Raw genomic sequence first — 25,758 nt, forward strand, 5'->3', positions numbered from 1 at the left:
CAGGAAAAACCCACGAAAGGAAGAAATTGTATGGTAACGCAATTCCGTAATTACATGGAAAATCTGCTTCTCTGGTTCACAGATCCTGAGGCAGCCAAGCGCGCCTGGCGCGAGTGGCGCACCACGGCGCTCCGTACGGCACTGGCACCACAACTCAGCACCGATACTTTCGGCTGGCCGGTTGAGCAAATCATTCATGATGATGTGATCGACCCCATCCCCGCCGATCGTGCGGCGATCACGCGTCGAGCGTATTACGGCCGTGCGGCGTATCACTCCGGCGCTCGTTTGCAGAAGCGCATGCGCGCTCGCAACTTCGTAATCAGCATAGTGTCGTTCCTGGTGGTGTGCGCCACAGCCTACCTACTCGGTCGCAACGGTTCCAGCCTCGCCTGGCAGTGGGGTTCGACAGCTGCCGGTGCCTGCATGGTCATCGCTGGCATCTACCTCTTCGGTTGCGCTCGTGGGCTAACGGCTGATAGCTGGCATCTCATTCTTCCTGCCGGCCCGTTGCTCACCGAGGAGGAGATCGAGGACGTTAAAGAATTCGGCGCTCGAGTACTGCTGCGTGTGACACCACCCCAAACGCCTTCTGACCTGGTGGGCTCGTACCGGGCTTGGACTTATGATCGTGACGGCAACCCGGTCGACGGCCAGATTGTTCCTGACGATCTGTCGGTTTCATATCTGCGCAAAGCGGCGGTCGATGAGTCGGTCCCGATGGCTGTTGCGGGGATTGCGTTCTCTATGGCCGGCGCGTTCGTGGCCACCGACTCAATTAGCTGGTTCTTCGCCCCCATTGTTGCGGGTGCCGCTGCTGTCTGGTCGCTTCTTTCGATTTTCGATTTGAGCTCAATTGCAAAAACTCGCGCTGCTGCAGCTCGTGAAGCGCTAGCCGTCAGCGCATACCCGAAGCTCATCGAGCAGGAAGGAAAGTCTAAATTTTCGGACTTTGATCGCGCTCTTGACGAACAGATTGAACGAGCCATTTCGGAACAATCGCCGTTCATCCAGCTAGGAACCTCAACCGATTTGTTTGCCGAACGCCGTGATCCATTCAGCCCGGCAAAAGCCGGCGTGCCGTTCGGAATGACTGTCGCAGACCTATCCACTCACCTGTTAATTGTGGGCCTCACAGGTACAGGTAAAACGGCGGCTTGCATTCGCCCCGTTGTCTGGCAATGGCAAGCAGCGAAAGCTGGAGGTCTGCTTGTACTCGATGGCAAAGGTCAACTGCCGACTGAGTTGATGGATCTCCCGGGCTTCCAAGTAATCAGCCCAGGCAATGCCTCGTTCAACGCTATCCAGAATCTGCGCCCAGATGAAGTTGCCGACACACTGTTCAAGTTGTTTTCGTCGGACAAAGGCAATGCTGGCGACGTGTCCGGCAACGAATGGGAGCAGTTCGCAAGAGAGTTGCTGCGCAGCGCCGCAAAAGTTCTGGCCCTGCTGAATGCTCTGGAGCCGACAGAGTGGCCCTGGACGCTGGGTTCGATCTACAGACTCGCGTTCGAGCCTGGCGGCCGTGAGCGTGCAAAAGTAATTATTGAAGAAGGCAGTGCCTGTGGCCACCTTATGCCGGGGCATGTGCGACGTGCCTACAATGGTTTCATGGTGCGCCACATTGAAAAAGCCGATGAGACTCGATCGAGCATCGAACTCAACCTTGAAACCTGGCTCGGTACTCTGATCAACGACCAAGATCTGGGTGCGTGGGCTGATACAGAGGAAGGCATCGAGATCGAGGACTGCCTGTACGGCGCGATGTTGGGGCTGGCTCTGCCAGATACTCAAACTGGCGTTGCCATCTCTGCCCTGGCCAAGCGCCGCTTTTACTCGGCGATCAAACGCCGCGGCGATGGCTGGAAAGCTGATGGCCAGACAGCTGTCTTGCTGGTTGTCGATGAGGCTCAGGACCTGGTGTCACATGAAGAATTGGCGATTTTACCCAAGGCTCGCAGCCTCGGTCTCTGTGCGGTCTACTCGACTCAGGGCCTAGATGGGCTCCAGGTCGCGCTGAAAGATGAACAGGCCACCATCATGCTTCTCGACCAGTTCCGTTCGATTGTGAGCGCGCAGATCGGCTCTGACATGACTCTCGCTTATGTGTCGAAACGAATTGGCGCCTCGCCCCGGGTTGTATTCTCTGAAGTCGCCGCTAACACCACTGATCCGGTTGCTACGGCGAACTCGTACGGCGTAAACGCTGGTGGCTATTCAGCTGGCACCTTAGCCGCCCGCGCGCAAACCTCGGACGAAATGCTGAAACTCAGCAGGTCCTATGGTCACGTTGGCCAGGCCATTCAAACCATGTCCGAACTTGCAAAGAAATTCGGTGCCGAGCAGGCTTGGCAGCAACTCCCAGCAGTAATTCGTCGCGAGCGCCCTGCAGGCAGCGTCAAGATCGGCGAAATCCCTCTCGTCGCCGTCGACGAGATCCACTCTCTCACCATGAATAAATTCACCGCTCTGGCAGCGATCAATCGCTGCGGGACCATCCGCCGTTCCCAGATCCGCCTGATCCCAATGTTTAAGTTTCCGACGGAGGAGAAAGCAGCATGAACAACCAATCCACTCATCTGCTGGCCCAACACGGTGAACTCCTTCAAGTCGGATCCGTAACGACGGCAAGCGCACAAGGTGTTAAATCGGGGCTGGTCCTGAAGGCAATGGGGGCTGCGATCATGTGCATCGTAGTTGCTGCCGGCGCAGGCCAATTCACCCAAAGTATTCGTGAGGAAGCCGCTCGCGTTGCTGCAGCGGAAAAGGCTGCAGCAGCTCACAAGACGGAAGAAGTGCGAATCGCCGCGGCGCAGGTTGCCGGTCTGAAGAGGCGTATGACTGCAATGCAAACGCAGATCAGCACTCAACGGGATAACCTGCTTACCGACCTCCGGGGAATTATCGTCGCAGCGGAAAAGCACTCTGATGTTGCCGAAATGCTTCGCCACTATCCAGCGCCGTACAAGCCTCTTCAGGCCATCGATCCGGCAATGTTTGAAAGTTTCCTAGAGACCGACCGCCAAAGCTGGGTTGCCTCGGGGACTAGTCCCCAGCTTGAGCAGCACTATCAGTCTGAGCTAGCGAAGCTGAAACGGGCCGAGGAATACTTGAAGAACTTCGAGCAGGCTGTGAACCTGATCGACCGCGGCCAACCGTTGCCTGCCTGGATGGGGTATGAACGCTTTGCCATTGGCCCCAAGGCAAAGCCTCGGGAGGTGGAAGCCTCCGTAGCGCCGGCGCCTGAAGCTCCTCGCTACGCACCAAGCGTCGACGCCGCTCCGGAGCCGGTCATGCCGCTGGATACTCCTGCGGCGCAAAAACAGGCGCCGGTGTTGAAGCCGCGCACCGCGGCGACCGGCGAATCCGGAAAGGTTCAAGTGCTGGATTGGTAGCCTGCTCGGCTCGTGCCCATAGAAAACCCGGCCTCGGCCGGGTTCCTTTTGCCCGCTCTCGGGCGTGAGCCCTGAAGGGTTGGCGTGCCCGCATAACCTACTGTGAAAATTTCAAGATCTAACAATCTCTGAAATGGTGGGCTGCTGTACCCCATACTGGCGAGCCAGCTGGGCTTGGGTGTACAAACCAGAAGCATAAAGCCCTCGAATCTGGTTCTTCTCTTCCTCAGTCAACTTGGCATTGCCATGACTTGGCAAAATTGCCTCAGTGCGAGCAAGCGCTCGACCTAATTCAGCCTTAAGCCGCTGTGCTTCAAGAAATTGCTCAGCGACCTCTACGGCAGTTTGCTGATTTGTCGAACTGAAGCCCTGCTGCAATAAGCTTCTTTCTATGTGCTGAATTCCTTGAGTTAAATCATCAATACCACGCCGGGTTGACGCCACAGCAGCCCGTGAAAGATGTTGGCTCGTTACAGTCAGGACCTGTTCGCTTTCGCCATCGACTGAATCGTTCGGGTTTAAAGGGGACCCCATAATGCACCTTTTATAGATATTTATATTAACAATATAGGAAATATAAGTATAAATTGCATGAAGGTCAACGCGTTTTTGGCGGGCCCGTCCCGTACTGCGCTAGGGGGCTAGTTTTTTGTCCCCTTGCATCTCCTCGATTGCGAATCTGCTCAGTAGCTGGGCCATCTGCTCCTGGTACTCGCTGTACTCGTCCAGGAGCACTGGGTCGCCGGCTAACCCTGGTAAATAATCAGACCCGTACTCAGCCGCAAGAGCACCTTGAAGCATCCAGTCCAGATACAAGGGGCGCAGCACCCTCTCAGCCAGCCCGGGTTTGCCGTGCGCCCAATAGAATCGATGCTCAGGGGTAGAGACGAAAGCGCAACCTTTCGCCCATGCAACATAGTCAACTTCCCAGTAAATTCCGATCGCATCAAGGTGGATCGCGAACCAAAGTGAACCACTGGGTTCTTTCGATGCCTTGGCTCTCCAGGATTGCAGGTAGGCGTTGCAGGCCAGGCCGACGAACGCAGAGCCTGGATAGTAAGCCATACGATCACACCCGATCTGCAGGACGGGAACGGAGTTAATGATGTGATTGAGGAGCAGATCATTCAGGTGAGGTTTCATGATTTGGATGCTACCGACCTACCCCCCTCGCCTCAATTCCCAGCAGGTTTGAAAATTACCGATAAAATACGTTATCACCAATTAAGGACGCCCCTCATGCGTTTAGGAATCAGCACTGGATTTGATCAACGCTACGACTGCCGGACCTGTGAAGTGGAGGACATGGATCGAGAAAATCTGGATCGCCGTACTTGGCGCTGCAAAACCTGCAGTGAACCCGTTTGGGTTCACCTGGCGAATGAAGCCGGTGATTCACAACTGGTGGAGCGCCACCCGGCCTGCGAGCTCGATACCCGCGACTACATTGTCCTGGAGCATGACATTTCACAGGGGTTGTTTGAGGTGAAGGACTCGAAACCGGCAATGGGCAAGGGCAACAAATGGTATTTGGCAATTGAAAAGAACGGCTACGACATCGTTGAGCGTGACAAGTACTACAACTGCATGCCTAGGGGATAGCTTGCGCTTGCTGGGGATCATGTCGTGACAGCACCGTGTGGGAATCAACCCATACGGAGTTTCCTATGTACGACCTCAATGTTTGCCTGGACTGCGGCTTGCCCTTCGAGCCAGTGGAATGGACAGAAGACCTCTCTGGTATCGGTGACGACACTGCCTATTGGGTGACCTTTGTAGACGATGAGGTGTGCCAGTGCGCCACTGAGGATAACGATGACTGACCTGATGAATAAGCATAGCGGCGATCTGCAGGTCGCCGGCGAACAGCGCCTCAGCGCTGCCCAGTTTCAGCGTTCTACGGAGCAGGAGCCGATGGAAGAGTTCGAGCCGATCCGCGATTTTTTCCAGCGTCGCCAGGCCAAACATCTGAGTGAGCGTGCGTCGACGGTGCAAATAGTGACTGAGCGCGCCGCAGCCTACCGAGGCCATTTTGTTTTTCCAGGCATCGACACCTTTGCCGGCATCGAGGTCGATGGCCAGCGTGTCGGTTATGTCGACTACGGCATCAACCCGCTGGGCGACCGGCTCTATATCAACAAGATTGAAATCGAGGACCAGCATCAACGTGGGGGAGTGGGTCTATCCGTGATGTGGTTACTTTGGCGCACGCATCAGGTGCCCTTGGTGCCTATTCAAGAGTTCTGGAGTTCAAAGGGATTTTGGTACAAGGCTCGCCAGCGGTTGGCAGCAGCAGGCGCACTGATCGACCCTGAACTCCATACGGGTGATCTGGAGCAAGCCCAACAGCGCTGGCAGCATCTGATTCCCGAGCTTCCACACGAACGGCAGATCCGCGAGATGATGGCCTCGCCGGAGTGGCCCGAGATCGAGGCGGGATTCAACGCGAGGCAAGCGTTATGAGCTGGGGCATGCCAACATCAGCACCACGTGCATATACGATCGGCGAGCTTCCAGACCGGAAGATTCGCCGACATGTAAAGTGCAGTATTAGGCACCGCCCCCCTGTGGGGACTGTGGCGGTCGGAATGGAGTGATCGCCCTGCTGATAGACCCAGTCAGCATCTGCCGGGTACTCATAGACAGCCCCCCCATAACCCCCTGCATAGAGTTCTCGTAAGGATTTAAACCAGGCTCAGACAGACTAATCATGTTGAGCACGCTACGCGGGAATGAAGTGATCAGTTGGGCGCTGGTGACAACTACGTTCCATGACAGCAGGATGATCACTACGACCATCAGCAAGCCGCCGATCAGGATGCCGCCGAGGCTTTCCAGCGGACGCCCGACATCGGCGACCCCCGGATCAAACATACCCCAAAGCCCCATAGCCATAGCCTGGACCATTGCAAGACCAACAGCGCTGATCACGATCGCTGCTGCCAGACCACCCACGGCCAAAGCAGGATAGAGGAAGATGAAGATGAAGGCGTTCCACCCTTTCGCCGACAGCTGGGAGGTGTGCTCTTCCCCTTTCGGGGCGGCCATGCCAGCCGACCAGAGCGTCACTCCGAAAAAGGTCGTAGCAACGGCTACGAGCCAGCTGATTGCCCCCATAAGTCCATAGATAGCAAACAATAGAGGCATCACGTATCCAAGCAACCCGCCGGAGACAATCATTACACCTCCGATTGCTTTTGGCAGCGTCCCATCAGTGATTGAGTTAAGACCGGGGATGTATTTCGCGATCGTCCCGCCCGCAAAAAATCCAATGCCAGTGCCAACGAGCGAGCGTCCCCAAGACGCAATGTTGTGGATATTCTGGTTCGAGGGCCCGGTCGTGGACTTGAGGATGTCGAGCGAAAAAACTCTAGCCAGCAGCGACTTTTCAGCACCAACATTTCCGGGTTGAATCTGTGCCAGGGCTTCGCTTTCGACCAGTTTTGAGAGCGAGTCGCCCGGAGTCATTGCCGAAAGCGTAGATTTTGGCATCATCTGTGCGGTCGCGCCCTCTGCGTAGCTAGCAGCACGTGAGAAGTCGCTCGCTGCGCGCAACACGAAAGTGCCGCCGAGCATCCAACCCCAATTCTTTACTTCGTCAAAATACGCTTCACTACGAGCAGCCTGGTCAGTTGCAATCGTGGTGCTGATGGTTTGCTCAACCATGGTTTTGTACCAGTCTGCGGACTGACTAGCCCATGTGATACTTTCCTCAAAAAACGTCTTCGCGTCCCCTGCCCCAACAGTCCCGTCTCGAGCCAAAATCGCCTGCTGGACGGCATGCTCGACCAGACCGATCCAGATCTCACGCTGAGCCGAGGCTATACCGACCTCGATAGAGGCGGCATTGTTTTTCTTGACCTGTTCATACTCATCACTGCAGGTCATTGACGACAACCAACCGGATTGGCAAAACCACCCCTCGGTTTCCATCTCCCGCTCGACCGTGCCAGTAACCGCGTCGGGCTCGATCAATCGTTGGACACCCATGCTCACAGCACGGGCCAATTCGTCGCTCGGAGGAATTAACGGTATCTGTAAAGATCGGCCCGCGTTTGCGATATACACACCTGCAGCAGCGGCTTCAGTCGAGCCCGCTGCTGGATACTTACCGCCGTAGACCTGATTCCATTTTATTTTTAGAGCCTCATTCGCAAGGTCACGACTTGATAGCGAATTTAGTTGATCGTTCGGATCTCGGAATATCTTCAGACCAGCGAGTTGGACCGCTGAGATTTTCCAACTGTTAAGCATGTCCAAAGCGACCCTCGCGTCGACTTCAACTCGGAATTTCGGATCACTAAACAGGTTATGGCGATGCATCAGTTCAAATGCATTGTGTTGCATCGTGTCGCCGAATTCGGCCGCAGATTTGGAGACCCCGGCGACAAGAGCGTGTCCTGGCGTCAAAGAGATCTGAATCCCGCCGGCACTAGAGACAGGAATAACCGGTGCAATTAGAGTCAAGGCGAAGATCACCCGCAGGGGGTAGAAAAAAGCCTCGTTCCCATCTTTTGCACCGAAAAAATTACCGTTGTTTTTGAGTCGGAAAATGCCGAGAAACATAGCCCAGGCCGCGAGGGCGCCGAACATGGCTAGGCCGAGTGTAGAGAAAGCGGATGCAAATATCGTCAGCGGAGTTACGTCCTGAGCACCTATTCCAGGGAGTTCTGCCGCATCAAATATCCAACGACCGAAAAGCCATGACAGCACAAGTGCGGAGAAACTATTCATTCGATAGCCCTCACCCGCACACAGTAATCATTAGGCAGCACTCGTCCTATCAACAACGACGGTCGTTTAAAAATCTCTCGCAAAAATCGCAACGGGTGTGGTGCGCTTTGCGTATAAGCCATATGAATGCGGTAGGCATTCTGAAAAAGCAACATCAGCACCATATTCAGAAAAACACCATTAGCGAAAAGAAGCATCTTGCCCTGCCCCCAGCTTGCGGCAAAATAAGCAAGCACAGCAGCCACACTAATAACCAATACAAAATTGACAAAAATAAGCGACTTATAAGCACGTCGCAGTGACTCATTCGTAACTTGGCTCTTCAAACAAATGTCATCCCACAAAAGCTCATCATCAAGCTCTGCGAGATGGCGATCAGCTTTCGACTGTATCCTTATTTCGCTGACCCAATGGTAAATATTTTTGATGAAATAAATCGGAAGAGTAGCGGCATTTTTAAGCTCACGACCAGCATTAACAGTCTGACGGTAACCACTCAGGTAACCAAATGCCGTTTTAATTTTACTCATGATTACTACTCCCCATATAAACAGGAGGAATTGGAATTTCTGGATCCTTGATTTGTATCGTACTTTCGCTTCTATAAGCCTGCGGCATTTCACGAGCCGGAACGACCAAACCGAAATAAATAATTAGAAAAACGCCGATGGCTCTTGGAATCTTTACGCTTGCCTCTTTAAACATGGTTCCCGCCCTCCTTCGAAAGAATTTCCTCTACAGTTCCAGCAAGGGTTGAAATGATATAGCCGTCATGCATGCATGATTCGGGCAACTCACATGCTTTAACCTGTATTTCTCGCAGTATTGCGAGAACCTTCTTTAGCTGCTCATACGACATAACCAAAGCCTCTTTATGTTCATACACACTATTCTATGACCCTAAAGCTAAGCCATCTAATTGATTGTTCACAAACATAAAAATGCTTTTGCAATTACGTAATAATAATTTGAATGAGTTCTAGCTTGATTTACAGAGCATAAATAAAGACCATCATAGAGCCAGCCTATATACCGGCAAAAAAAGCCCCTATGAAGGGGCTTCTGAACAAGAAGCGAAATCAATAACGCCGAAGCATCTGCGCAACACCCGCAAAAAATTCTTCGGGATGGTTGGAATGCGTCTCTATATCACTCTCAGAAACATACGCTGACCACTTGCCATTTTCATATACAAATTTAAAAGCGTCTGTACCAGCAGTTTGGCGGCCGTAACCGCCGATATTGTCTATCGGACGCACCTTCTGAACGCCATTTATCAGCAGTGACATATATCCGGTGTCGCGATTGCCAGGCTCATTCCAGAAAGTGAGTTGAATACTTTCAGCCTCCGGCCGCCCTACAGCTTTATCCAAGTATCGAGAGGTCTTTTCGCTGTACACAGCATCAGCCGTCGCAGTTGCCGGCATGACCTTATTCATTTTGGGTTCGCCACAGCCGACAAGTGCAGCCAAAACCAGGGTGACAACGATGATACTCAGCTTTTTCATAACCAGATTCCCTCAATTTAATGTGCCAGGATCTCTTCCTGCTGTAACAGCGGGGCGGTATCGAGACCTGGCAAAGGAGCCAGACGTAGATTCGTTACTGCGTCCGCTCCATAGCCACCGGCTGCAGCGGCGCCTTCAGCTTGATTTCCACACGACGGTTCTGCGCCCTTCCCTGCTCCGAGTTGTTGCTTGCGACCGGCTGGGACGGACCGGCACCGAACACCTGGATGCGATTCTTATCAATGCCCTGGCTCATCAGGTGCTTACCGACGCTAATAGCGCGCCTCTGGCTCAACTCGATGTTGCTAGAGTTGCTACCGACACTATCGGTATGGCCAGTTACCTCAATATTGTTCTCACCGTACTGTTTGAAGGATCCAGATAACTTATCCAGGTTAAATTGGGCTGCAGGAGACAATTCGGTCGAGCCATTAGCGAACGTGATCGCACCTGGCATCACCAGCTTGATGTCATCGCCTTGGCGCTTTACGTCGATGCCAGTGCCAGCGGTCACTTTGCGGAGTTCAGCCTCCTGACGGTCGGCGTACACTCCGTAACCCGCACCGGCCAATCCACCGATACCAGCGCCAATGAGAGCGCCTTTACCCTGGTTTTCCTTGTTGATCAGCGCACCTGCGGCGGCTCCTACGATAGTGCCGATGGAGCCCCAGGTCAGGGTCTGGTTGCGAGTACCATCCTGATCCTGCAACCCAGTACCAGCGCAGCCAGTGAGAGAGAGGAGAATGCTGGTAACCAGCACGGAGGTAATAGCTTTTTGCATGTCGAGGCCTCTAGTTGTTAGTCGTAGAATGGAGAAAGTGCGTCCGAGCCAGTTGATAGAGTCAACCGGATATATACGAATAACAGCGAGCACCCGACCGGGCTATTTTAGTTATTGCCTCCCTACCCCTATCGCTGCTCGGGGGTAGTTTGGTACGCAGCCATTAATTGCTACTTACTTCTTAGCCATAATTATCTACCAGCACTACCGCACATACAAGTAACAAACCGCCAACTTCCTCATGATAAATATATATCGCAAAACCAAAAGCCATATATAATCAACGACAAAAAGTAGCCACTACAGACCAACGATGAAAACTTTCGAAAGAGACAGCTCGCTCGATCTAATTAAGTGGATCGCACTATTTACGATGATCATCGATCACACCTGGTTTGTGCTACCAAATGAAATCCAGGAAAATATGAGTTGGATGAGAGTTTTCGGCCGATTTGCATTTCCATTATTCTGCCTGACGATTGCCGCAAATGTAGCCCGGCGGCCACTCCGTTACCCCGGTGGATGGACGTACCTCTGCGGGATACTGTTGTTCGCAATACTGAGCCAGTGGCCCTATTCAAGATATTTCAATAATGGGCATTTAAATATTCTGTTCGTCCTCGCTCTTGGACTGGTGATCGCTCAGGCGGTACATCATCGAACCCCCAGGCTATTCGCCGGCGGGATCTTAGTCTTGGTGACTGCTATCGCTTACCGCCCGGTGCTGAGCTACGGCTTGGCTGGAGTACTGCTACCTGCTGCGCTGATATCCGCGCTCCGGGCGGGCAAGCTGGAGATAAAAGTCGCAAGTTGGTCCCTGTGCGCTCTCCTCGCCGCTATCGCAAATGTCGGCGGCTCGATTTTGCTGTTGCCTAATCTGCCCGCGATTGATTGTGCAGTCATCGCCGCAGCCGCACTGGCGCCGGTACTTGGGCTGACCCTGCTGCAGATCCAAGTCCGGCCGCTGCGTCCAGTAGGAAACTGGCTCTACCCGGTTTATCCGATCCATCTGCTCCTGCTCAGCTCGATGTCGATAGCCTCCAGCTCTGCCCTGGCAAGCGCTTAAGCCCCGGGAGGGCGCTGAGCAGGCTTCTTAAGCCTACATCCGCCATTGCGCATCCTCCAGGCGACACCCCGATGCTCGAACCCACCCCCTTCCCTTCTGGGGCTTTTTTCAACGCGCATACGATGCCTTGGCGCCGTAGGTGCTTGCACCTGATATGGAACTGCGGGTGTCGGGCTGCAAGCCCGGCCGGGCCCGGGCAGAGCCCGAGATTTGTTATCGCGCCGTGCCGAAGGCACGAAATGCGCGATGCCTATATGCGTCGATGGGGCTCCCGACACATCGAAAGTCTCTTTCTTTACCCGTAGGGGGAATAGACAGAACTATAAAATTTCACTTATTTCAACGCCAAGGAGACGGCCTCGGATAACCGATAAGCGAAAAGCAAAAAGATAGGTTTATGTATTAGATGCGGGGCAATGGATTACAGTGAGGATAGTCAAGAATGAAAATATCAGGCAGTTGGGCACGGGACAACCTCCGCGGAGCGGATGTGTAAAGGGCTATGTTCGTCGTCGAGATAGCTCGCTAGCCAGCCTTTCATCTGCAATGACTGCAGCGGCAGAAGCCGAAATATTTTGCTCTATAGCAAGAGCGACGATCAGTTGATGACGTATTCTCGCGTATTCATAATCGCGAGGAGGTAGGGTCTGGGTACTGAGTTCAGCCGCTTGCTTACGCCCTTCAGCCTTGCGCCAATTGCTTGTGGATCGCTCACGCTTGAGCTGCTCCAGCGACCGACGTTCGATTTCAGCAGACCGGCGCTGCGAGATGGCCTGTAGTTGAAGCTTGCGGTTTTTCAGTGCTCTTTTTTGTGCCCTCTCGAAGAGGTAAGCGAGGCCCAGATCCCTCCAAAATAACTTTGTAAATCTGATTAAAACTTTAGTGCGTACAAGATGCAGTCCATTCTCGTTCTTTTCATCTAACCGATTTTTTTGGGCTCGTTTATAGACGTATCCCACTGCCTCCATGCCGCTCAAGAGCCGACTCAAGGCCCCGGTAGAGATACCAGACTGTTCAGCAATACGGCATTGCGCATTTAGGTTGAAACGACCGGCCTCGTCGATCCACCCAAGCACGCTGGTCGCCAAATCAAGGCGAAGGAGAACGGCTTCTGCAATGTTGCCCAAGGCGATGTACTTTTCTATACGACTGCGCCGGTCACCGTGGATAGAGTCGAGCCGACGCAGATACTTTCCGCGGTTCTCTACGATGCAAGATAACCTTTCCCAGGCTTTCTTAATAAGCGGGTTGCTCTTCTGCTTTTCAGATAGGCGCCGTGGCGCTGCGAAACGCGCAGACGAAATACTCCTGGCCGGTGCGCTTAACGCATAATGTGGATCTGAGGCTAACCTCGCCATCGCACACCCGACCAGTGGTGAACGCACGCGCAAAGTCGCCGCTTGCAGAGCTGCAAGAGCATGTACATACTAAGCTTACCGATTGCGTTCCGCAGGTTTCCGCCAAGAAATCAGCTGCCGAACGTAATTAAGGAAAGGCCCGCCTCGTGCGGGCTTTTTTTATGCCCGTTTTTGCGAGGCGTGCCGCTGCTGCGCGTAGAACTCACAAATGTCTGCGAGATTCCAGCGAATTGCGCGACCGAAATGCAACGGCTGTGGAAAGGCGGGATCGTTTTTCGATAGTCGATAAAGCGTTGATCGTGAAATTTTAAAGATCTCGCAAACCTGCTCAGTAGTTTGAATTTGCATCGCATATGTCTCGTTGTCGAAGCCTGTGACGCTGATCATTCGCGACACGAGCTGACACGTCAATCCGCCGAAAACAGGCCCTAACTCGCTGTTTTTTTGGTCGTTTTTCTATCGTAATTGCATCTGAATATATTTATGCGGCGCCACAGCGAAGTGCCCACAATCAAAGCGACGGAAAAGAATTAAAATAACTATAAATATAACCAATCAATCTATTTAAACTTGGATTTGAATCGATTTTGAGCATCACGCTTGGTTGTCACGTCAGTAGCCCCCCAAAGCGATCCGCCGCGAGAGGATAAAATTTCAGACAAATCGCTATTCGATGTATCTACAAAATCGGGGGCGATCCACACCTCATAAAAAAAGCCGAGCAAGCTGAGTAAAAACTTCGCGACTGACGACAGGACGGGAGTGAATCGCTCGAATGCGATAGACACATCCATGACTGCTGCTGGCAATAGCCTCTCGCCACGAACGGCAGTTGTCGACCCATAGCGGTCGGTCTCGGTGGACCGCAGGTAGCCTAAGAGTTTAGGGAGTGAGGAGCGGCAACCACAGGTGAGGCGGCAGTGGTAACCGGTAGTGCCTACAAGCCATAACCAGAATTGGCCAGTGCCCATGTTTCACAGCTGACAGCGTCATTAGATGCCCATCTCTCGAAACCTCGGAGTTGAGCATTTTGATCGCCGCCGCGCCGTCCGCAGTTACGGGAATGTCGGTTAGTGCTAGGCCATGCCCCGATATACCTCTATACAACATCTCCTCACTATTTCCCCCTGGCAACCAGGCCTGCATGGTGCAATGCTTGAGAGACTCCTTAGCGAAGGCTGCGAATTCTCTGGTTCTCTTTGTTTCGCCTCGCGATGTTGCCCAGGCCATCAGGAGCGGGATCAAAGTACTACCTTTGGTTTGACCTTCACGATAGGTCTCAGTGGATTCTCTGGGGTGGCTGATCAGGTTTCGATAGCTCGCATCGATTGTTGGGTAACCCCCATGTGTCCAGTAGGTGAATCGGTAGTTTTCGAGTAGGTGGTCACAGTAGTCGACTGCAAACGGCTGCCATTTTTCCATCATGGAGAGGAAGGTCAGCGCGACGCCTATGTCGATCGACTGCTCATCTGCGATCGGGCTTAGTAAGCTCGGATTATTGCTGATCAGATGACTGATCTGTGAGGCCAGCTTGGAGGCCTCGTCGAATTTGGATGGGTCGCCTGCCTCAGTTTTCAGGCATCGCTGAGGGACTGTGTCATCACCGCTTATCTGCCAAAGCAACCAGAGGCCGCGCTGGGCGATCCGTCCCAATGTCTCGAACAGTTTGAGACTGATGTCGACTGATGTCGAGGTGTTCACCGCCGCAGAGATGCCATGTCGCACATGAACGTAGGGCAAAACCTTTTTGCCTAAGAACTCGTCCCAGATTTGGAAGTGAAGATCCATGAGCGCTGCGAACGTGCCACCCATGTCGTCCGCAATTTTCTTCTGCTGCTTGGCATCAATGTGCACCTTGATGTGTTCCCAGGCTAACAGGATGACGCGTTCGCTGGCCCGATAGGGGGCCTCCAGATTGCCCGCGGCACGTGCCCAGACGAACAGTACCCACAAGCAAATGTAGACCTGCCTCACGCTGGTTAGCCGTGACTGTGGTTTCAGGTCTTCACCGCCCAACAACCCCTTCGCCAGGTTGCAAAAATGCTGGTAGGCAATATCCGGCTCGTCGATCATCGCGACCGATTTCTGAAAACTACTCCGCAGGCGCTCGTCGACCAACTGCTGCTGTAGCACACCCTGGGTTAGCTTTCCGGCCAGTAAATCCCCGTTCCAGATCTGAAAGGAAACGCGTTCATTCGTCTTTATTTTGATGTACTGGGTTACGATATCCTGGATAGCCTCATGTATTTCCCCCCCGAAACACAGGCAGATAACCACTTTCATGTGCTTGTATTGCTCGGCAATCCGAACGGGAATATAGAAATCCGTGATTTCGTTGATTGAGCCCCTTAGCGCCTGCGTTGTACCGTCCCAATCGTTGCGAGTTAGGTCACCCTGCTTGATGGAGAACAAAAATAGCTTCTCCTCCGAGATACCGGTTTGCGGGTCGAGTTCACTCCCCACAGCAGCGACGTCCACGCCGTATTGACGCGTTCCAACCGAGGGGCGCGAAATCACGTTAAAATCTAACTCGCTGAGTAAGTCAGGTAGCACCACGTCAAGCTCGCGGCGTTCTCGGAGAGAGGCGAGATATTCCCTGAATACGAGCTTCATTCTGGTTTACCTACGTTTTGAAGACTCAGCAACTTCATCTGCAAACCGACGGGTTCGAGAATCACTTCGCGCGGCAACTCAACGCTGTGGCTAATGCTTGCGAGTGGATGCTCCAAGCGCCTAGGTTGGCTATCGCCCTGCCCGTCGCCATCGTTGGAGCTCAGGCTGTCCTCGATCCATGTCACCATCCCGTTTCCATAAAGGAGAATGCTCTCGGCAAAAATGCCGGCAAAGGGTGAGTCTTTCCGACTCGCCCGCATCGCATCATTCATGACGTCAGAACGACGCTGACCCTCTAACTGTTTTTCGCGCTCAGAGGGCCGGAGTTCGACGATAAACCCAACCTTCTCAATTTCATCGCAGTACTGCTTAAGACTGTTGAGCGCGCGCTTTACCATCGGAGCGGCTTTGTCATTGGTGTCGTCGGCAATGGGCTGAAGATGCTTTTGGGCACTGGTGTAATTGATTAGCAGCGGGTCGAACAGTAGATCGCTCACTTCGGTATCCCAATCTTCAGATCCTTGCGATTCGCTTGGTGGCTCTTGAGTTTGCTCAGAAGAGGGCTGATCAACGTGTGCGAGCGTAGAGTCGATGCTCGCACGCCGAGCGCATCGCCCTAAATTAACCAGAAAGCTGGCAGCGATTGCAGGGTTCATGAAGAAGACCGCCGTCGCTCTGCGAGCTATGAACGCATATTCGCTTTCCGTAAAATTGAACAGGGTGAATTCCAGCCGGAACGTGTACTCCTCCTTGTTACGGAAGAAGCCTTCATTCATTTCTCTGCACAGCGAGTTAGGTGCTGTCCTCAGCCAGTCGACAATCCAGGTCTCGAAGTCCTGGGCAGGGCCGTCAATGAGGTTTCGGATAGTTGAATCGAAAAGCTCAAACCGGAGATTGGAGCCCGGTTGCAGAAGCAGGTTAGTGATGAAAGCGCGAGCTTCATCGGCGCCGCCTGCTTTTACGAGGTTTGCCAAGCCAAGGTCGACAAGCTTTTGAGTTTGAACTTCCAGCTGGATGGCTCCGAGCTGCGCCAGCAGCATTGCCCTTAACGAAGGTGCAATGTCCTTGAAACTGAAAGCGAGTGCGTAGGCAAGATGGTGAGCAACCTTTGATGTGGTCGGATGAGAGGCCTGGCCAGTCAGATCTTCAAGCTCCATTGCGAAATGCTGTGGAATCGACTCTGTGAAACTCAATAGTGTTCTTACCAGTGCACTACGAACCTCATCGTCAGACTCCGTTACAGCTGATTTCCCAAGCACATCTAATGCTCGACGCCATTGGGCGTTATCGTTAAATGGCGGGGAGGATAAAGCCTGGATAACCTGAGCCTTCTCAACAGCCGTACCATTCTCAATCAACGCGTACGCCCGTTCAGTGAAGTAGGGCAGATCCGCTTTTAGGCCGTTGCGAATGGCAATGTGCAAGCTGTAGAAGTCGCAGACATCCAGCTCTCCAGAGTCGACGAGAGCAATTAGCTCCCTCGGTCTGTTCGGCGAGGCACTGCACCACTTTCGAAAGGTCTCAGTAGCCTCGTGAGGTTCACCGTCCGCTTGGGCTGCGAGGATCCTGAGTGATGGCAGTAAAGCTGTTGCAGAGGTGTCTAGGCGCTCTATGGCTAAGCTGTAGATCCTTCGCCCTTGATAACCCTGAAAGCCACTAAAAGAGGCCAGGCCGCTGGCAGAGAGAGTGTCAAGTAGATCGAAACTCCCCTCGTTGTGGGCGTCGGCAAGTAGTTGAGCAATCGCATCGAAGTGCTGATACCGACATTGCCAACGATCGCTGAAAACGGCCTCTAGCAGCGTTCCATTTTTAGCTAGCTCGACGACATCTGCGAGGGTGGGAAGGATCATCCGTGGCTCCTCAGTGGGGCGCAATTTGTTGGCAAATTCTATCGGTAGCGAGGGTAGGCTGGGAATGGCATTGCGTCGTCTGAGGTAAAGCGTCTGCGCCGCGACCACTCCATGTATGCCAGCGCTGTGAAACGAGGACTTCAAAGCGGAGTCTACGTTTTTTACACGGCTTGGGTTAATAGCTGGCGGTGGCGGATGACTGCTTTTGGCCGACATCTGCCCCCCATGATGGGCGGCAATTGGACAAACGCTGACGTTCGCCGGAATCTGCTGACGCTTTATTATTTGAGATCTCACCCCAGCGACGCTTTACAACAGAGTCCGGCCATCCTGATAGAATCGTTCAGGTTATAGATAACACCCTTCTGAGAAATGGTATGAATACAGAATTGATGGAAGATGAGATGCGCCGGGCGCTATTCGGTGATTCTGAGCCTTGTGCGCCGGCAATTAACTCAGACGTGCAGGACACAGTCCCGGATGTTGTGATCATACAACCGGTGAAGGCAGCGAAGAAAAAGACAGTCTCAAAAGGCTTCACACCTAGGTTGAGAGTCACGCTCCGTGTGGGAAATGAATTTGAAGGTGAGACGCACGAAATGATACATGAGGCAGATACGCTGAGCTCTCTAGTTGCAGAACAAGAAGCTACTAAGACGGCCAGAAAAAAATTCAGATTTGTGGAAGTGGTCTCGGTCAAGTCGATGTAAGTGGGCACTCTAACTTAGCTCGGAAATTCAGATGTGGGAGACGTCATTACCTAAACCTATAATAAAGCACACGCTGCTCGGATGCCTTGGTATCCGCATTGTTGACGATAAACGCGGTACGTTTCTGGAGCTCGCCGCGTCGATTACTTTCACCGGACAACCTGTTGATTCCTAACCTTTACTCATTATGTGCGCGAACCTTCAGTACTTGGGGACTTCCGTGCCTTGTAGTTGTCCGCTGCTCGGTGGATTTCGGACGTCACACTCAACAGTATTTGAGACAGCTCCAGTAAATCAACGTCAACGGTCCCTTCTTCCGAGCCTGATGCTTTCTCTTTTCGGGTAAACCATATATGCATGGCTTTCAGACAAGGCACATGCTTCCCCACGTAGCGAGCTAGCTGCTCACCTTCGCGATAAAAAAAGATAATGCTGAATGCCAGCAACAGAGAGTACAACCCTGTACCGACGAAAAACCAGCTGGTATGACCTGATTCCGGTAGATAACCAGTAAGACACAACGCCCCTAAGGAAACGAGAATCGAAGCGCATACGACCAGCGACTTGATGATGCCCCAGACTAAAAAGGACAAACTTGCATTCATCAGCATTGGGGATTTCGCATTACCTGATAGTCCACTGAGGATGTAACACGCGAACTGAGGAACCATAATCAAACTGGCAACGCCTGTCACAATCAAGAAATCCTTTTCAATGTCGAGCATGAAGCCGATGAAACTATTAAGCCAAGCGCCATATTCACCGATAAATTGACCATTTTTAATAGCGCCTGCACTAATCGCTATCCAGGCCACACCAAACGTGATCATCACGGTCAATGAAGACAAGTACCACACCACCCGAATATCGCCGCCATTTTTTTCGCGTAGCAGATAGGTAATTCCCGCGATAGTGCTGATAAGAAACGTTATGAGGAAAAAAGCTTTGAACATTAGATCTGACCTCGCTGGACTGGGGCGCAATGATATCATTCAATTGAGGGGTAAATCGGACCGCGCTTCGACGATGTAACGGCGGCGCTTACGCAGTAGAATTGACCATCGTTCGGCCATTTAGATGTGCCTACGACTTTGAATGCGACCCAGGAGTTTTGTTTTTCAAACAATTGGTAATATAGACGATAGATGTTGCAGCGAACTCTAGAAAAAACTCTGCTTCTGCCTTCGAAAGAGCTGACTCGACGGTGCCGCCGTGCCTAACGAAATCTTTATTACTCGCATAGCCATAGGCTTGGGTGATCAAGCGTCCAATATCTGCGTCGAGATTGGCTTGCTTAATGATCTTGCCGAGCGTTCCGTTTGGCTCGTTCAGCAGCACCATGAGGCTTGATTCAACAGAGCTGATTGACTCCTTTATGGAGTTTTCGAAGTCAGGCGTTGCTGAATAAATGAAATTCTTCGCTTTTAGCCATTGCGCACGGATTGGCGTCAATTCATCAGCCAACGCTTCATTTGCCTTACTCCAATTCCTGGATGACGGAGCGTGTCGTTGTACCCGCTTGAGGTCGAGCAAAATGTCGGCGTAGAGCTCCTGCACGTAAACGCGTCGGTTAGCATAGGTGCTCATTTCCTGAAGCTTGCAAAATGCCATGAAGACTTCGAGCGATTTATGCGGGTTAGGATTCGCATATTTCGCGTCCTCTAGATCAATTGTCACCTCCGCATAGAGTTCCCGGTATTCGGCAGGCTGAGCAGAGGTTCGGCCATCGGTGGCATACGCGATCATTAACGTCTGTATTTCTATGACCTTTGCACCCAGTTCAATCGCCCGCTTGCTATCCATGAATTACTCCTAGCTTCTTGCTGAACACATTTCCTCCAGCTTAGCGACGCCTTCGAAAAGTGTGGGAACTGGAGTTTTACCTGTATTGAGTGACACATCCGAGCGTCTTTGTTTGGCCGGAAGCAGTCTCCGCTAGCCCTGCACCATCACGTCACACACAGGGCTAGGTTCTCGGAGTTTCCTATTTTGGTAGTGGCCCACATGCTTCAATAAGTTTGCCATCAGTGCGGCTATCGATGGCACCATCTGCCCCGATGTAGACATCGGTGTTCGGCCACTTCGGCTTAACCCGGATGCAGTGCGATTTTCCACCGTTGTTCCAATCGAACTCCATAAAAAACCGGCTGTTTGGGAAAATGTGCCCTGCCCCACCAGTGGCTTCGCCTGGGTAGATCTCGCCTTTTGAAATATCGTGCTGAACATTCAAGATATATCCGAGCCGCCCTTGTCCCTCGTTGGAAAAATGAAAGCTCACTTGGGGTGTGGCGACATACCAAAAGACGATGGGGGCGAGTATTAGCGCTATCACCCAGCGCCAGAAATGCCGTTTCGGTTTATTTACAGACGTGGTCACGCGTGCCATCTCCCCAGCTCGAACGTGGTAGTGCCAACACTTCATCCATGAGCATCTTTGCCGTAATCCCACCGTTTGGATGTTGCGCGTAAAGTTTGATGCCTATGCTGATTGATACTCGGTCGCCTACGTCATCCCAGGCCCGCATTCCTTCAATGTCTGCCGAGCGGTGAGGCCCTTTTCGCTCGTCCCATTTTTGAACCTTCCGGAGGGAGTCTGAGGCGATTTGCTCAAGCCCAGCACCGTCTAGGAGAACGTTTTCAGAAAGCCCCCCAGCGCGGCCTACATAGCCATAGTGGATGTTCGACCAGATGTCATAGAAGTAGTCCAGTTGACCTTGTTTCTGCCAAGGTCCGCCGAACTCTTCCCCGATCGGTCCCTTGTGATCCCATTTCCGACCTTGAGCAACCCGCTCAGTCCAAAGGGCCATCGCAGCCGCAGCGTTACCGAGCTCCATCGCTTGGAAGTTAGGCGGTGAAAGGCGCGCATACCAAGGAAGCTTTTGAAACTTTGCATTTTCCGCTACTGCGTCAAAGCTGGTTAGCTTCTTCATTTTTAGTACGGATGGGTGCGTGATGTTGCGGTTCATTTCACCGGCGATATAGGTGGCCACCTGTTCCATCAGGTCAGGGTCTTTGCACGTAGCGGGGGCTTTCGGTTCAGTCTTTGGCTCTGGCTTGTTCGGAGCGGCTTTGGGGGCTACCAGAGCGTTTGCGGCAACTGCTTTTTGTTTCAAGTTTGGGTCAGCGAGCAGTGTAGCCATTTTCTCGTCATCCACAGTGCCATCTGGATGGAACGCACCCAGTGCCATGAAGTTGATAATGGTTGCACCACCAGAATCGCCCATCACAAAACCGCCACCAACATCGCCTGACCCGGTAATGACCGTTCCGCCGTGGCTGGTTGGGCTGCCTAAGTGGGCCATAGGACGCCCGTTCACTTGAATGGACGGGAAACCTGTTGTGATTACGGCTCCACAGCCGCAGGTATCGCCAACGCGAGCAGATCCCATAAAGTTGATGTTTACATCGCCACTGGCGGAAGCAATCGGAGTCGTGCCATGACCGGGCATTGGGCAGACATGCTTGTCACCCAATCGAGCGGAGGGAGTCATTCGTCATCCTTGTCGTGCAATAAAAAGCCTTCGTGTGGAGGCTAAAAGCGTTTTGTAGGCTCCGGGAGATTACCGCACCGCGAGGGGGCGAGTCTGTAAGAAAAGTCTGAATTTAGATCCTGGGCCGGCCGGTTTTGGGCGATTTCAGCCTGGCGCCACCACAGGCAACATTCATCATACTTTCGAAGCGTGCGGGTCAAATCCGACGCAGGGGGATCGGTTGAAATGTGCAATGACTTTTCAATTGAGATGAAATTACACAGGTAGAGGGAACGGCCAAGGCATCAGTTTCGGAAATAGGCAGAAGAATCCAATTCCCCTGGAAAGTTGATAACTCAATACCGAACGCTTAGAGAAGTGGGGACCAAAGTGGGGACTGGAGAGAAAAATCTATCGAGGGGGCTATCGAGAAACCTAGCTAACTACCTGATTATAATGGTGTCCCAGGGCAGGTTCGAACTGCCAACCTTCCCCTTAGGAGGGGGATGCTCTATCCAATTGAGCTACTGAGACATACGAAGGTCGCGAGCGGACGCCGCGCGACGGACGGCCTGCATGTTAACGGCCAAGCCCTGATTTGTCATGTCATCCGTAGGCATTTTAAGTGTAGGCAAGCGGCTTGCAACGCTGAAGGAAGATTTTCCGTGCATTTTGCACTCCTTCAAAAAGCCATCATTGCAGATTGCAATCCTGCCAATCCCAAAAAACCTCCCAAATGCTTGTTTTTAAAGGACTTAACAGCAGTTAGACTGTTGGCACGACGGCTGCTTTGCCTGCTTTATATAAAGCGCACTCGGAGCGGCCTCACATGAACAGCACTCTCTGCATTGCAAACGCAATCGCCTTGGCGATTCTATTTGGCTTTCATTTTATTCCCGAGAGTGCTGCACCGGAACAGGTGGCTCAGCGCATGCCGCATTACCTACAGGTGCAGAAAGCGCCTCAATGGGCGGTATTGAACGACCAGAGCAGTACCGCACCTCAGGCAGTCAGCGACTCCGAGCAAGCGCTGCCGGGGAACGCTAAAGAACGCCTGGTTTTTTGAAACAACTTCAGGAGCAACCGATGTCGAAGTCAGCAGCAGGATTTCTGATCCTCGCCTTTTTGAGTGGCACCTTGCATTTTTCGCTATTCGAGGAAACCGAAATTACCCTTCCCCTGATTGGCTGCGGCATATTCGCGGTATTTTTTGTTCTCGCATTGGTAGCAGGACGCAAGTTCAAGTTTGACCCTGTGTTGCGTTGAGCTGTATCCATTCCAGGAGATGATTGACGGCGTAGACCAGGTCACCAGAATTGTCGATCAGATACGCGGGCGAATCACTTGACCTGCGATTCTGAAATTGAGCATTGCGGGCAAGCCGCTCATCAATTTGCTTCAGCGTTTCTCGACCACGCTGAAGGAGGCGCTCACGCAACACCTCATCCTTTACCGTCAACAGAACCGGCAATAGCGTTGGGTAACGTTCCTGCGCTTGGCGCAGGTTTGCACGAGAGCCGTTAACCAGCACATTTCGTCCGGCCGAGAGCAGTTGATCCATATCCACCGGGATTCCGTATGCGAGACCGTTCGCTCGCCATGCCAGCGAGAAATCCCCAGCGCGCTCATGGCGATCGAATTCCTCAGCCGTTACACCGATGGCATCCTCCCCTACCGATTCAGCCGATCGAGTAATGACCCTGCGCATGATTTCGCAATTCATCGCGCGTAACGGCTGACGCGCAGCCTCAATCAGACTGTCCTTGCCTGAACCGGACGGGCCCATTAGATAAATAAGCTTGCCATCCATCCTGAAATGCCCTCTGGCAGGTGCCCGCCCCTAGTAAATCGGCAAATTGCCACTATCCTGTAAAGGCAAGGAACGAGGATCGAAAGCGCCATAGCATGCACGTTCTGATGCCTTTGGGCATCTATTGATGTGCACTTGGAAGCGAACAGTGATGCGGGTTGAAGCGAAGTTTTCAAACCAGTCCGCATTTCTGATAATTGGTGCTGGCATTACGCCTTTACCCAGCTCAATATTTGTCACAGAATTGACGCCAATGATCTGGCAATTTTGAGGCATGATGCGGGCCTCTTAACAATTCAGGTTGAACCATTTGGCGCGGATGCTTGTCCTACCACACATCCTGCGGCCAATCCCGAGAACCGCTCCCCTGAACTAACCGGTTAAATATATGCGCCCATTGAAACAGGCAATTTATTCCAGCCGTACGGCTGACAAGTTCGTCGTACGTCTGCCAGACGGAATGCGTGAACGCATTGCCGAGGTGGCTCGCAATCATCATCGCAGCATGAACTCCGAGATCATTGCGCGCCTTGAGCAGAGTCTTATTCAGGAAGGTGCACTGGGCGAAGAGCTGAGCATGCGCTTGGACAGCCCCGAGCTTTCGCTGCATGAACGCGAGCTGTTGCAACGTTTCCGCCAGCTGTCTCACCGCCAGCAGAACGCCTTGGTATCTTTGATCGCCCACGACGCCGAAATGGCAGCAGACGCGTCCTGAGCCACACCGAACACCTCAAGCCAGCTTAGTTGCTGGCTTTTTTTTGCGCGGATTTTGAGTTTTCACAGGCACAAAAAAGCCCGCCATTGAGCGGGCTGTTTCGATACAACAGGTCAGAGCAGGAAGATTGTCGCCAACCCGAGGAAGATGAAGAAGCCACCGCTGTCGGTCATGGCAGTGATCATCACACTCGCCCCCATCGCCGGGTCTCGACCCATTTTCGCCAGGGTCATCGGGATCAATACGCCCATCAAGGCTGCCAGCAACAGATTGAGCGTCATAGCCGCCGTCATGACCACTCCCAACGACCAACTGCCGTAAAGCAGATAAGCAACCACGCCAATCACACCGCCCCAAACCAGGCCATTGATCAGACCTACCGCCAGCTCCTTGCGCATGAGGCGCGAGGTGTTGCCTGTACTGACTTGATCGAGCGCCATGGCGCGAACGATCATGGTGATCGTCTGGTTACCGGAGTTACCACCAATACCTGCCACGATCGGCATCAGTGCCGCGAGTGCTACCAGCTTCTCGATCGAACCTTCAAACAGACCGATCACTCGGGAAGCGATGAACGCAGTGATCAGGTTGATTGCCAGCCACGCCCAACGGTTGCGCAGAGATTTCCACACCGAAGCGAAGATATCTTCCTCTTCGCGCAGACCTGCCATGTTGAGGACTTCGCTTTCACTCTCCTCACGGATCAAGTCGACCATTTCGTCGATGGTCAGACGGCCGATCAGTTTGCCGTTCTTGTCGACGACCGGAGCAGAAATCAGGTCATAGCGCTCGAATGCCTGGGCGGCATCGTAGGCGTCTTCATCCGGGTGGAAACTCACCGGATCACTCGCCATCACCTCAGCAACTTGTTTGTCCGGATCATTAACCAGCAAACGCTTGATCGGCAGCACGCCCTTGAGCACGCCGTCGTAGTCGACCACAAACAGCTTGTCGGTATGACCCGGCAGCTCTTTAAGGCGACGCAGATAACGCAGAACCACTTCGAGACTGACATCCTCACGGATCGTCACCATCTCAAAGTCCATCAACGCACCGACTTGCTCATCGTCATAGGACAAGGCCGAACGGACACGCTCACGCTGCTGGTTATCGAGACTCTCCATCAGCTCATGGACGACGTCTCGCGGCAGCTCGGAAGCCAGGTCAGCGAGTTCGTCGGCGTCCATGTCCTTGGCGGCAGCCAGGAGCTCATGATCGTCCATGTCGGCGATCAGCGTTTCACGAACGGAATCGGATACTTCTAGAAGAATGTCGCCGTCGCGATCAGCTTTGACCAATTGCCAAAGCGTCAGGCGATCGTCCAGCGGCAAGGCTTCGAGGATGTAGGCAACGTCGGCGGAGTGCAGGTCATCGAGCTTGCGTTGCAACTCGACGAGGTTCTGCCGGTGAACCAGGTTCTCGACCCGGTCGTGATGCGCGCCTTCCTGGCGATGAGTCAGGTCTTCGACGACCCGTTGACGCTGCAGCAGCTCGACGACTTGAGCCAGTCGATCCTGCAGGCTTTCCTGTGTTTTCTTTACTTCGATTTCAGACATAGGCGAACTCCACTCCCAGCAGCGGGGCACGCCGGAAGGATCAATCAGTCAATTCATGATTGGTGAAACGGGGTACTGAGTAACTACTGGGTAAGTCCATGGAGATTTTCCACAAGCCCCGGCGGGGCTGACGGGCGCAATGATACACCGCCTGACGGTTTTAAACGTTAAAAAATCGCGGTCGAAACAAGC

At 53.0% G+C, this 25,758-nt stretch carries 26 protein-coding genes and 1 tRNA gene; 10 read left to right on the forward strand and 17 right to left on the reverse strand.

Translation table 11 applies throughout. The annotated features are described in order from the left end of the window. Window positions 1-30 precede the first annotated feature (30 nt). Window positions 31-2,562, forward strand: coding sequence for a TraM recognition domain-containing protein (locus tag JFT81_RS16350; RefSeq protein ID WP_201228130.1), 2,532 nt, complete (start codon window positions 31-33; stop codon window positions 2,560-2,562). Further along, window positions 2,559-3,395 carry a hypothetical protein gene (locus JFT81_RS16355; RefSeq protein WP_201228131.1) on the forward strand — a complete coding sequence of 279 codons (837 nt, stop codon included), beginning with the start codon at window positions 2,559-2,561 and terminating at the stop codon, window positions 3,393-3,395. The genes JFT81_RS16350 and JFT81_RS16355 overlap by 4 nt, the downstream gene beginning before the upstream one ends. Window positions 3,396-3,506: 111 nt before the next feature. Here the strand turns inward: JFT81_RS16355 and JFT81_RS16360 are convergent, their stop codons facing one another. Then, on the reverse strand, window positions 3,507-3,929 hold the full coding sequence (locus JFT81_RS16360) for a hypothetical protein (protein ID WP_201228132.1): 423 nt from the start codon (window positions 3,927-3,929) through the stop codon (window positions 3,507-3,509). A gap of 99 nt (window positions 3,930-4,028) precedes the next feature. Next, entirely contained in the window at window positions 4,029-4,538 is a 510-nt protein-coding gene (locus JFT81_RS16365; RefSeq protein WP_201228133.1) for a hypothetical protein, read from the reverse strand. Between the two features lie 96 nt (window positions 4,539-4,634). On the opposite strand from JFT81_RS16365, the gene JFT81_RS16370 reads away from it, so the two are divergent. The 3 genes from JFT81_RS16370 to JFT81_RS16380 all read left to right on the forward strand — a co-directional run bounded on the left by JFT81_RS16370 (window position 4,635) and on the right by JFT81_RS16380 (window position 5,858). Continuing rightward, window positions 4,635-4,997: a hypothetical protein gene (locus tag JFT81_RS16370; protein WP_201228134.1), complete on the forward strand. Its 363-nt coding sequence runs from the start codon at window positions 4,635-4,637 to the stop codon at window positions 4,995-4,997. Window positions 4,998-5,062: 65 nt separating this feature from the next. Continuing rightward, window positions 5,063-5,218, forward strand: a complete 156-nt coding sequence (locus JFT81_RS16375; protein ID WP_201228135.1) for a hypothetical protein — start codon at window positions 5,063-5,065, stop codon at window positions 5,216-5,218. Further along, window positions 5,211-5,858, forward strand: a complete 648-nt coding sequence (locus JFT81_RS16380; RefSeq protein WP_201228136.1) for an N-acetyltransferase — start codon at window positions 5,211-5,213, stop codon at window positions 5,856-5,858. Before JFT81_RS16375 ends, JFT81_RS16380 begins: the two co-directional genes overlap by 8 nt. A gap of 87 nt (window positions 5,859-5,945) precedes the next feature. Here JFT81_RS16380 and JFT81_RS16385 read toward each other — a convergent pair whose 3' ends face one another. From JFT81_RS16385 to JFT81_RS16405, 5 genes are all read right to left on the reverse strand, one after another. Then, on the reverse strand, window positions 5,946-8,129 hold the full coding sequence (locus tag JFT81_RS16385) for a hypothetical protein (RefSeq protein ID WP_201228137.1): 2,184 nt from the start codon (window positions 8,127-8,129) through the stop codon (window positions 5,946-5,948). Beyond that, a complete protein-coding gene (locus JFT81_RS16390) occupies window positions 8,126-8,659 on the reverse strand; it encodes a hypothetical protein (RefSeq protein ID WP_201228138.1) in 534 nt (177 codons plus the stop codon). Before JFT81_RS16390 ends, JFT81_RS16385 begins: the two co-directional genes overlap by 4 nt. Then, complete coding sequence (locus tag JFT81_RS16395) at window positions 8,652-8,834, reverse strand: hypothetical protein (RefSeq protein WP_201228139.1); 183 nt, start codon at window positions 8,832-8,834, stop codon at window positions 8,652-8,654. The genes JFT81_RS16390 and JFT81_RS16395 overlap by 8 nt, the downstream gene beginning before the upstream one ends. Window positions 8,835-9,208: 374 nt before the next feature. After that, complete coding sequence (locus tag JFT81_RS16400; RefSeq protein WP_201228140.1) at window positions 9,209-9,637, reverse strand: hypothetical protein; 429 nt, start codon at window positions 9,635-9,637, stop codon at window positions 9,209-9,211. Window positions 9,638-9,731: 94 nt separating this feature from the next. Beyond that, window positions 9,732-10,418: an OmpA family protein gene (locus tag JFT81_RS16405; RefSeq protein WP_201228141.1), complete on the reverse strand. Its 687-nt coding sequence runs from the start codon at window positions 10,416-10,418 to the stop codon at window positions 9,732-9,734. A 313-nt stretch (window positions 10,419-10,731) separates the two neighbouring features. On the opposite strand from JFT81_RS16405, the gene JFT81_RS16410 reads away from it, so the two are divergent. Then, complete coding sequence (locus tag JFT81_RS16410; RefSeq protein WP_201228142.1) at window positions 10,732-11,484, forward strand: TraX family protein; 753 nt, start codon at window positions 10,732-10,734, stop codon at window positions 11,482-11,484. A gap of 500 nt (window positions 11,485-11,984) precedes the next feature. On the opposite strand, the gene JFT81_RS16415 is transcribed toward JFT81_RS16410, so the two are convergent. The 3 genes from JFT81_RS16415 to JFT81_RS16430 form a co-directional block, all read right to left on the reverse strand. Continuing rightward, window positions 11,985-12,869, reverse strand: coding sequence for a hypothetical protein (locus JFT81_RS16415; protein WP_201228143.1), 885 nt, complete (start codon window positions 12,867-12,869; stop codon window positions 11,985-11,987). Window positions 12,870-13,724: 855 nt separating this feature from the next. Beyond that, entirely contained in the window at window positions 13,725-15,455 is a 1,731-nt protein-coding gene (locus JFT81_RS16425) for a chemotaxis protein (protein WP_201228145.1), read from the reverse strand. Continuing rightward, window positions 15,452-17,305: a hypothetical protein gene (locus tag JFT81_RS16430; protein ID WP_201228146.1), complete on the reverse strand. Its 1,854-nt coding sequence runs from the start codon at window positions 17,303-17,305 to the stop codon at window positions 15,452-15,454. Before JFT81_RS16430 ends, JFT81_RS16425 begins: the two co-directional genes overlap by 4 nt. 377 nt (window positions 17,306-17,682) lie before the next feature. Here JFT81_RS16430 and JFT81_RS16435 point away from each other — a divergent pair, with 377 nt between their 5' ends. Next, complete coding sequence (locus JFT81_RS16435) at window positions 17,683-18,015, forward strand: hypothetical protein (RefSeq protein ID WP_201228147.1); 333 nt, start codon at window positions 17,683-17,685, stop codon at window positions 18,013-18,015. A 185-nt stretch (window positions 18,016-18,200) separates the two neighbouring features. Here the strand turns inward: JFT81_RS16435 and JFT81_RS16440 are convergent, their stop codons facing one another. The 5 genes from JFT81_RS16440 to JFT81_RS16460 all read right to left on the reverse strand — a co-directional run bounded on the left by JFT81_RS16440 (window position 18,201) and on the right by JFT81_RS16460 (window position 22,019). After that, entirely contained in the window at window positions 18,201-18,968 is a 768-nt protein-coding gene (locus JFT81_RS16440) for a hypothetical protein (protein WP_201228148.1), read from the reverse strand. Between the two features lie 130 nt (window positions 18,969-19,098). After that, entirely contained in the window at window positions 19,099-19,818 is a 720-nt protein-coding gene (locus tag JFT81_RS16445) for a hypothetical protein (protein WP_201228149.1), read from the reverse strand. 181 nt (window positions 19,819-19,999) lie between these two features. Beyond that, window positions 20,000-20,392 (reverse strand): hypothetical protein, encoded by a 393-nt coding sequence (locus tag JFT81_RS16450; protein WP_242485628.1) that lies wholly within the window; start codon window positions 20,390-20,392, stop codon window positions 20,000-20,002. Continuing rightward, entirely contained in the window at window positions 20,373-21,506 is a 1,134-nt protein-coding gene (locus JFT81_RS16455; RefSeq protein WP_201228150.1) for a polymorphic toxin type 44 domain-containing protein, read from the reverse strand. The genes JFT81_RS16450 and JFT81_RS16455 overlap by 20 nt, the downstream gene beginning before the upstream one ends. 436 nt (window positions 21,507-21,942) lie before the next feature. Further along, a tRNA-Arg gene (locus JFT81_RS16460) sits at window positions 21,943-22,019 on the reverse strand. Between the two features lie 295 nt (window positions 22,020-22,314). Here JFT81_RS16460 and JFT81_RS16465 point away from each other — a divergent pair. Further along, a complete protein-coding gene (locus JFT81_RS16465) occupies window positions 22,315-22,551 on the forward strand; it encodes a hypothetical protein (RefSeq protein WP_201228151.1) in 237 nt (78 codons plus the stop codon). A gap of 20 nt (window positions 22,552-22,571) precedes the next feature. Beyond that, window positions 22,572-22,751, forward strand: coding sequence for a PA3371 family protein (locus JFT81_RS16470; RefSeq protein WP_201205926.1), 180 nt, complete (start codon window positions 22,572-22,574; stop codon window positions 22,749-22,751). On the opposite strand, the gene phnN is transcribed toward JFT81_RS16470, so the two are convergent. Next, window positions 22,726-23,295, reverse strand: a complete 570-nt coding sequence (gene phnN / locus JFT81_RS16475) for a phosphonate metabolism protein/1,5-bisphosphokinase (PRPP-forming) PhnN (RefSeq protein WP_201228152.1) — start codon at window positions 23,293-23,295, stop codon at window positions 22,726-22,728. The genes JFT81_RS16470 and phnN overlap by 26 nt on opposite strands. A 388-nt stretch (window positions 23,296-23,683) precedes the next feature. Between phnN and JFT81_RS16480 the strand changes: the two genes are divergently transcribed. Then, complete coding sequence (locus JFT81_RS16480) at window positions 23,684-24,010, forward strand: Arc family DNA-binding protein (RefSeq protein WP_003178899.1); 327 nt, start codon at window positions 23,684-23,686, stop codon at window positions 24,008-24,010. A 113-nt stretch (window positions 24,011-24,123) separates the two neighbouring features. Here the strand turns inward: JFT81_RS16480 and mgtE are convergent, their stop codons facing one another. Continuing rightward, window positions 24,124-25,566 carry a magnesium transporter gene (mgtE, locus tag JFT81_RS16485; protein ID WP_201146759.1) on the reverse strand — a complete coding sequence of 481 codons (1,443 nt, stop codon included), beginning with the start codon at window positions 25,564-25,566 and terminating at the stop codon, window positions 24,124-24,126. Window positions 25,567-25,758: the final 192 nt, after the last annotated feature.

The organism is Pseudomonas sp. TH43 (genome assembly GCF_016650635.1).
Taxonomy (GTDB): Bacteria; Pseudomonadota; Gammaproteobacteria; order Pseudomonadales; family Pseudomonadaceae; genus Aquipseudomonas.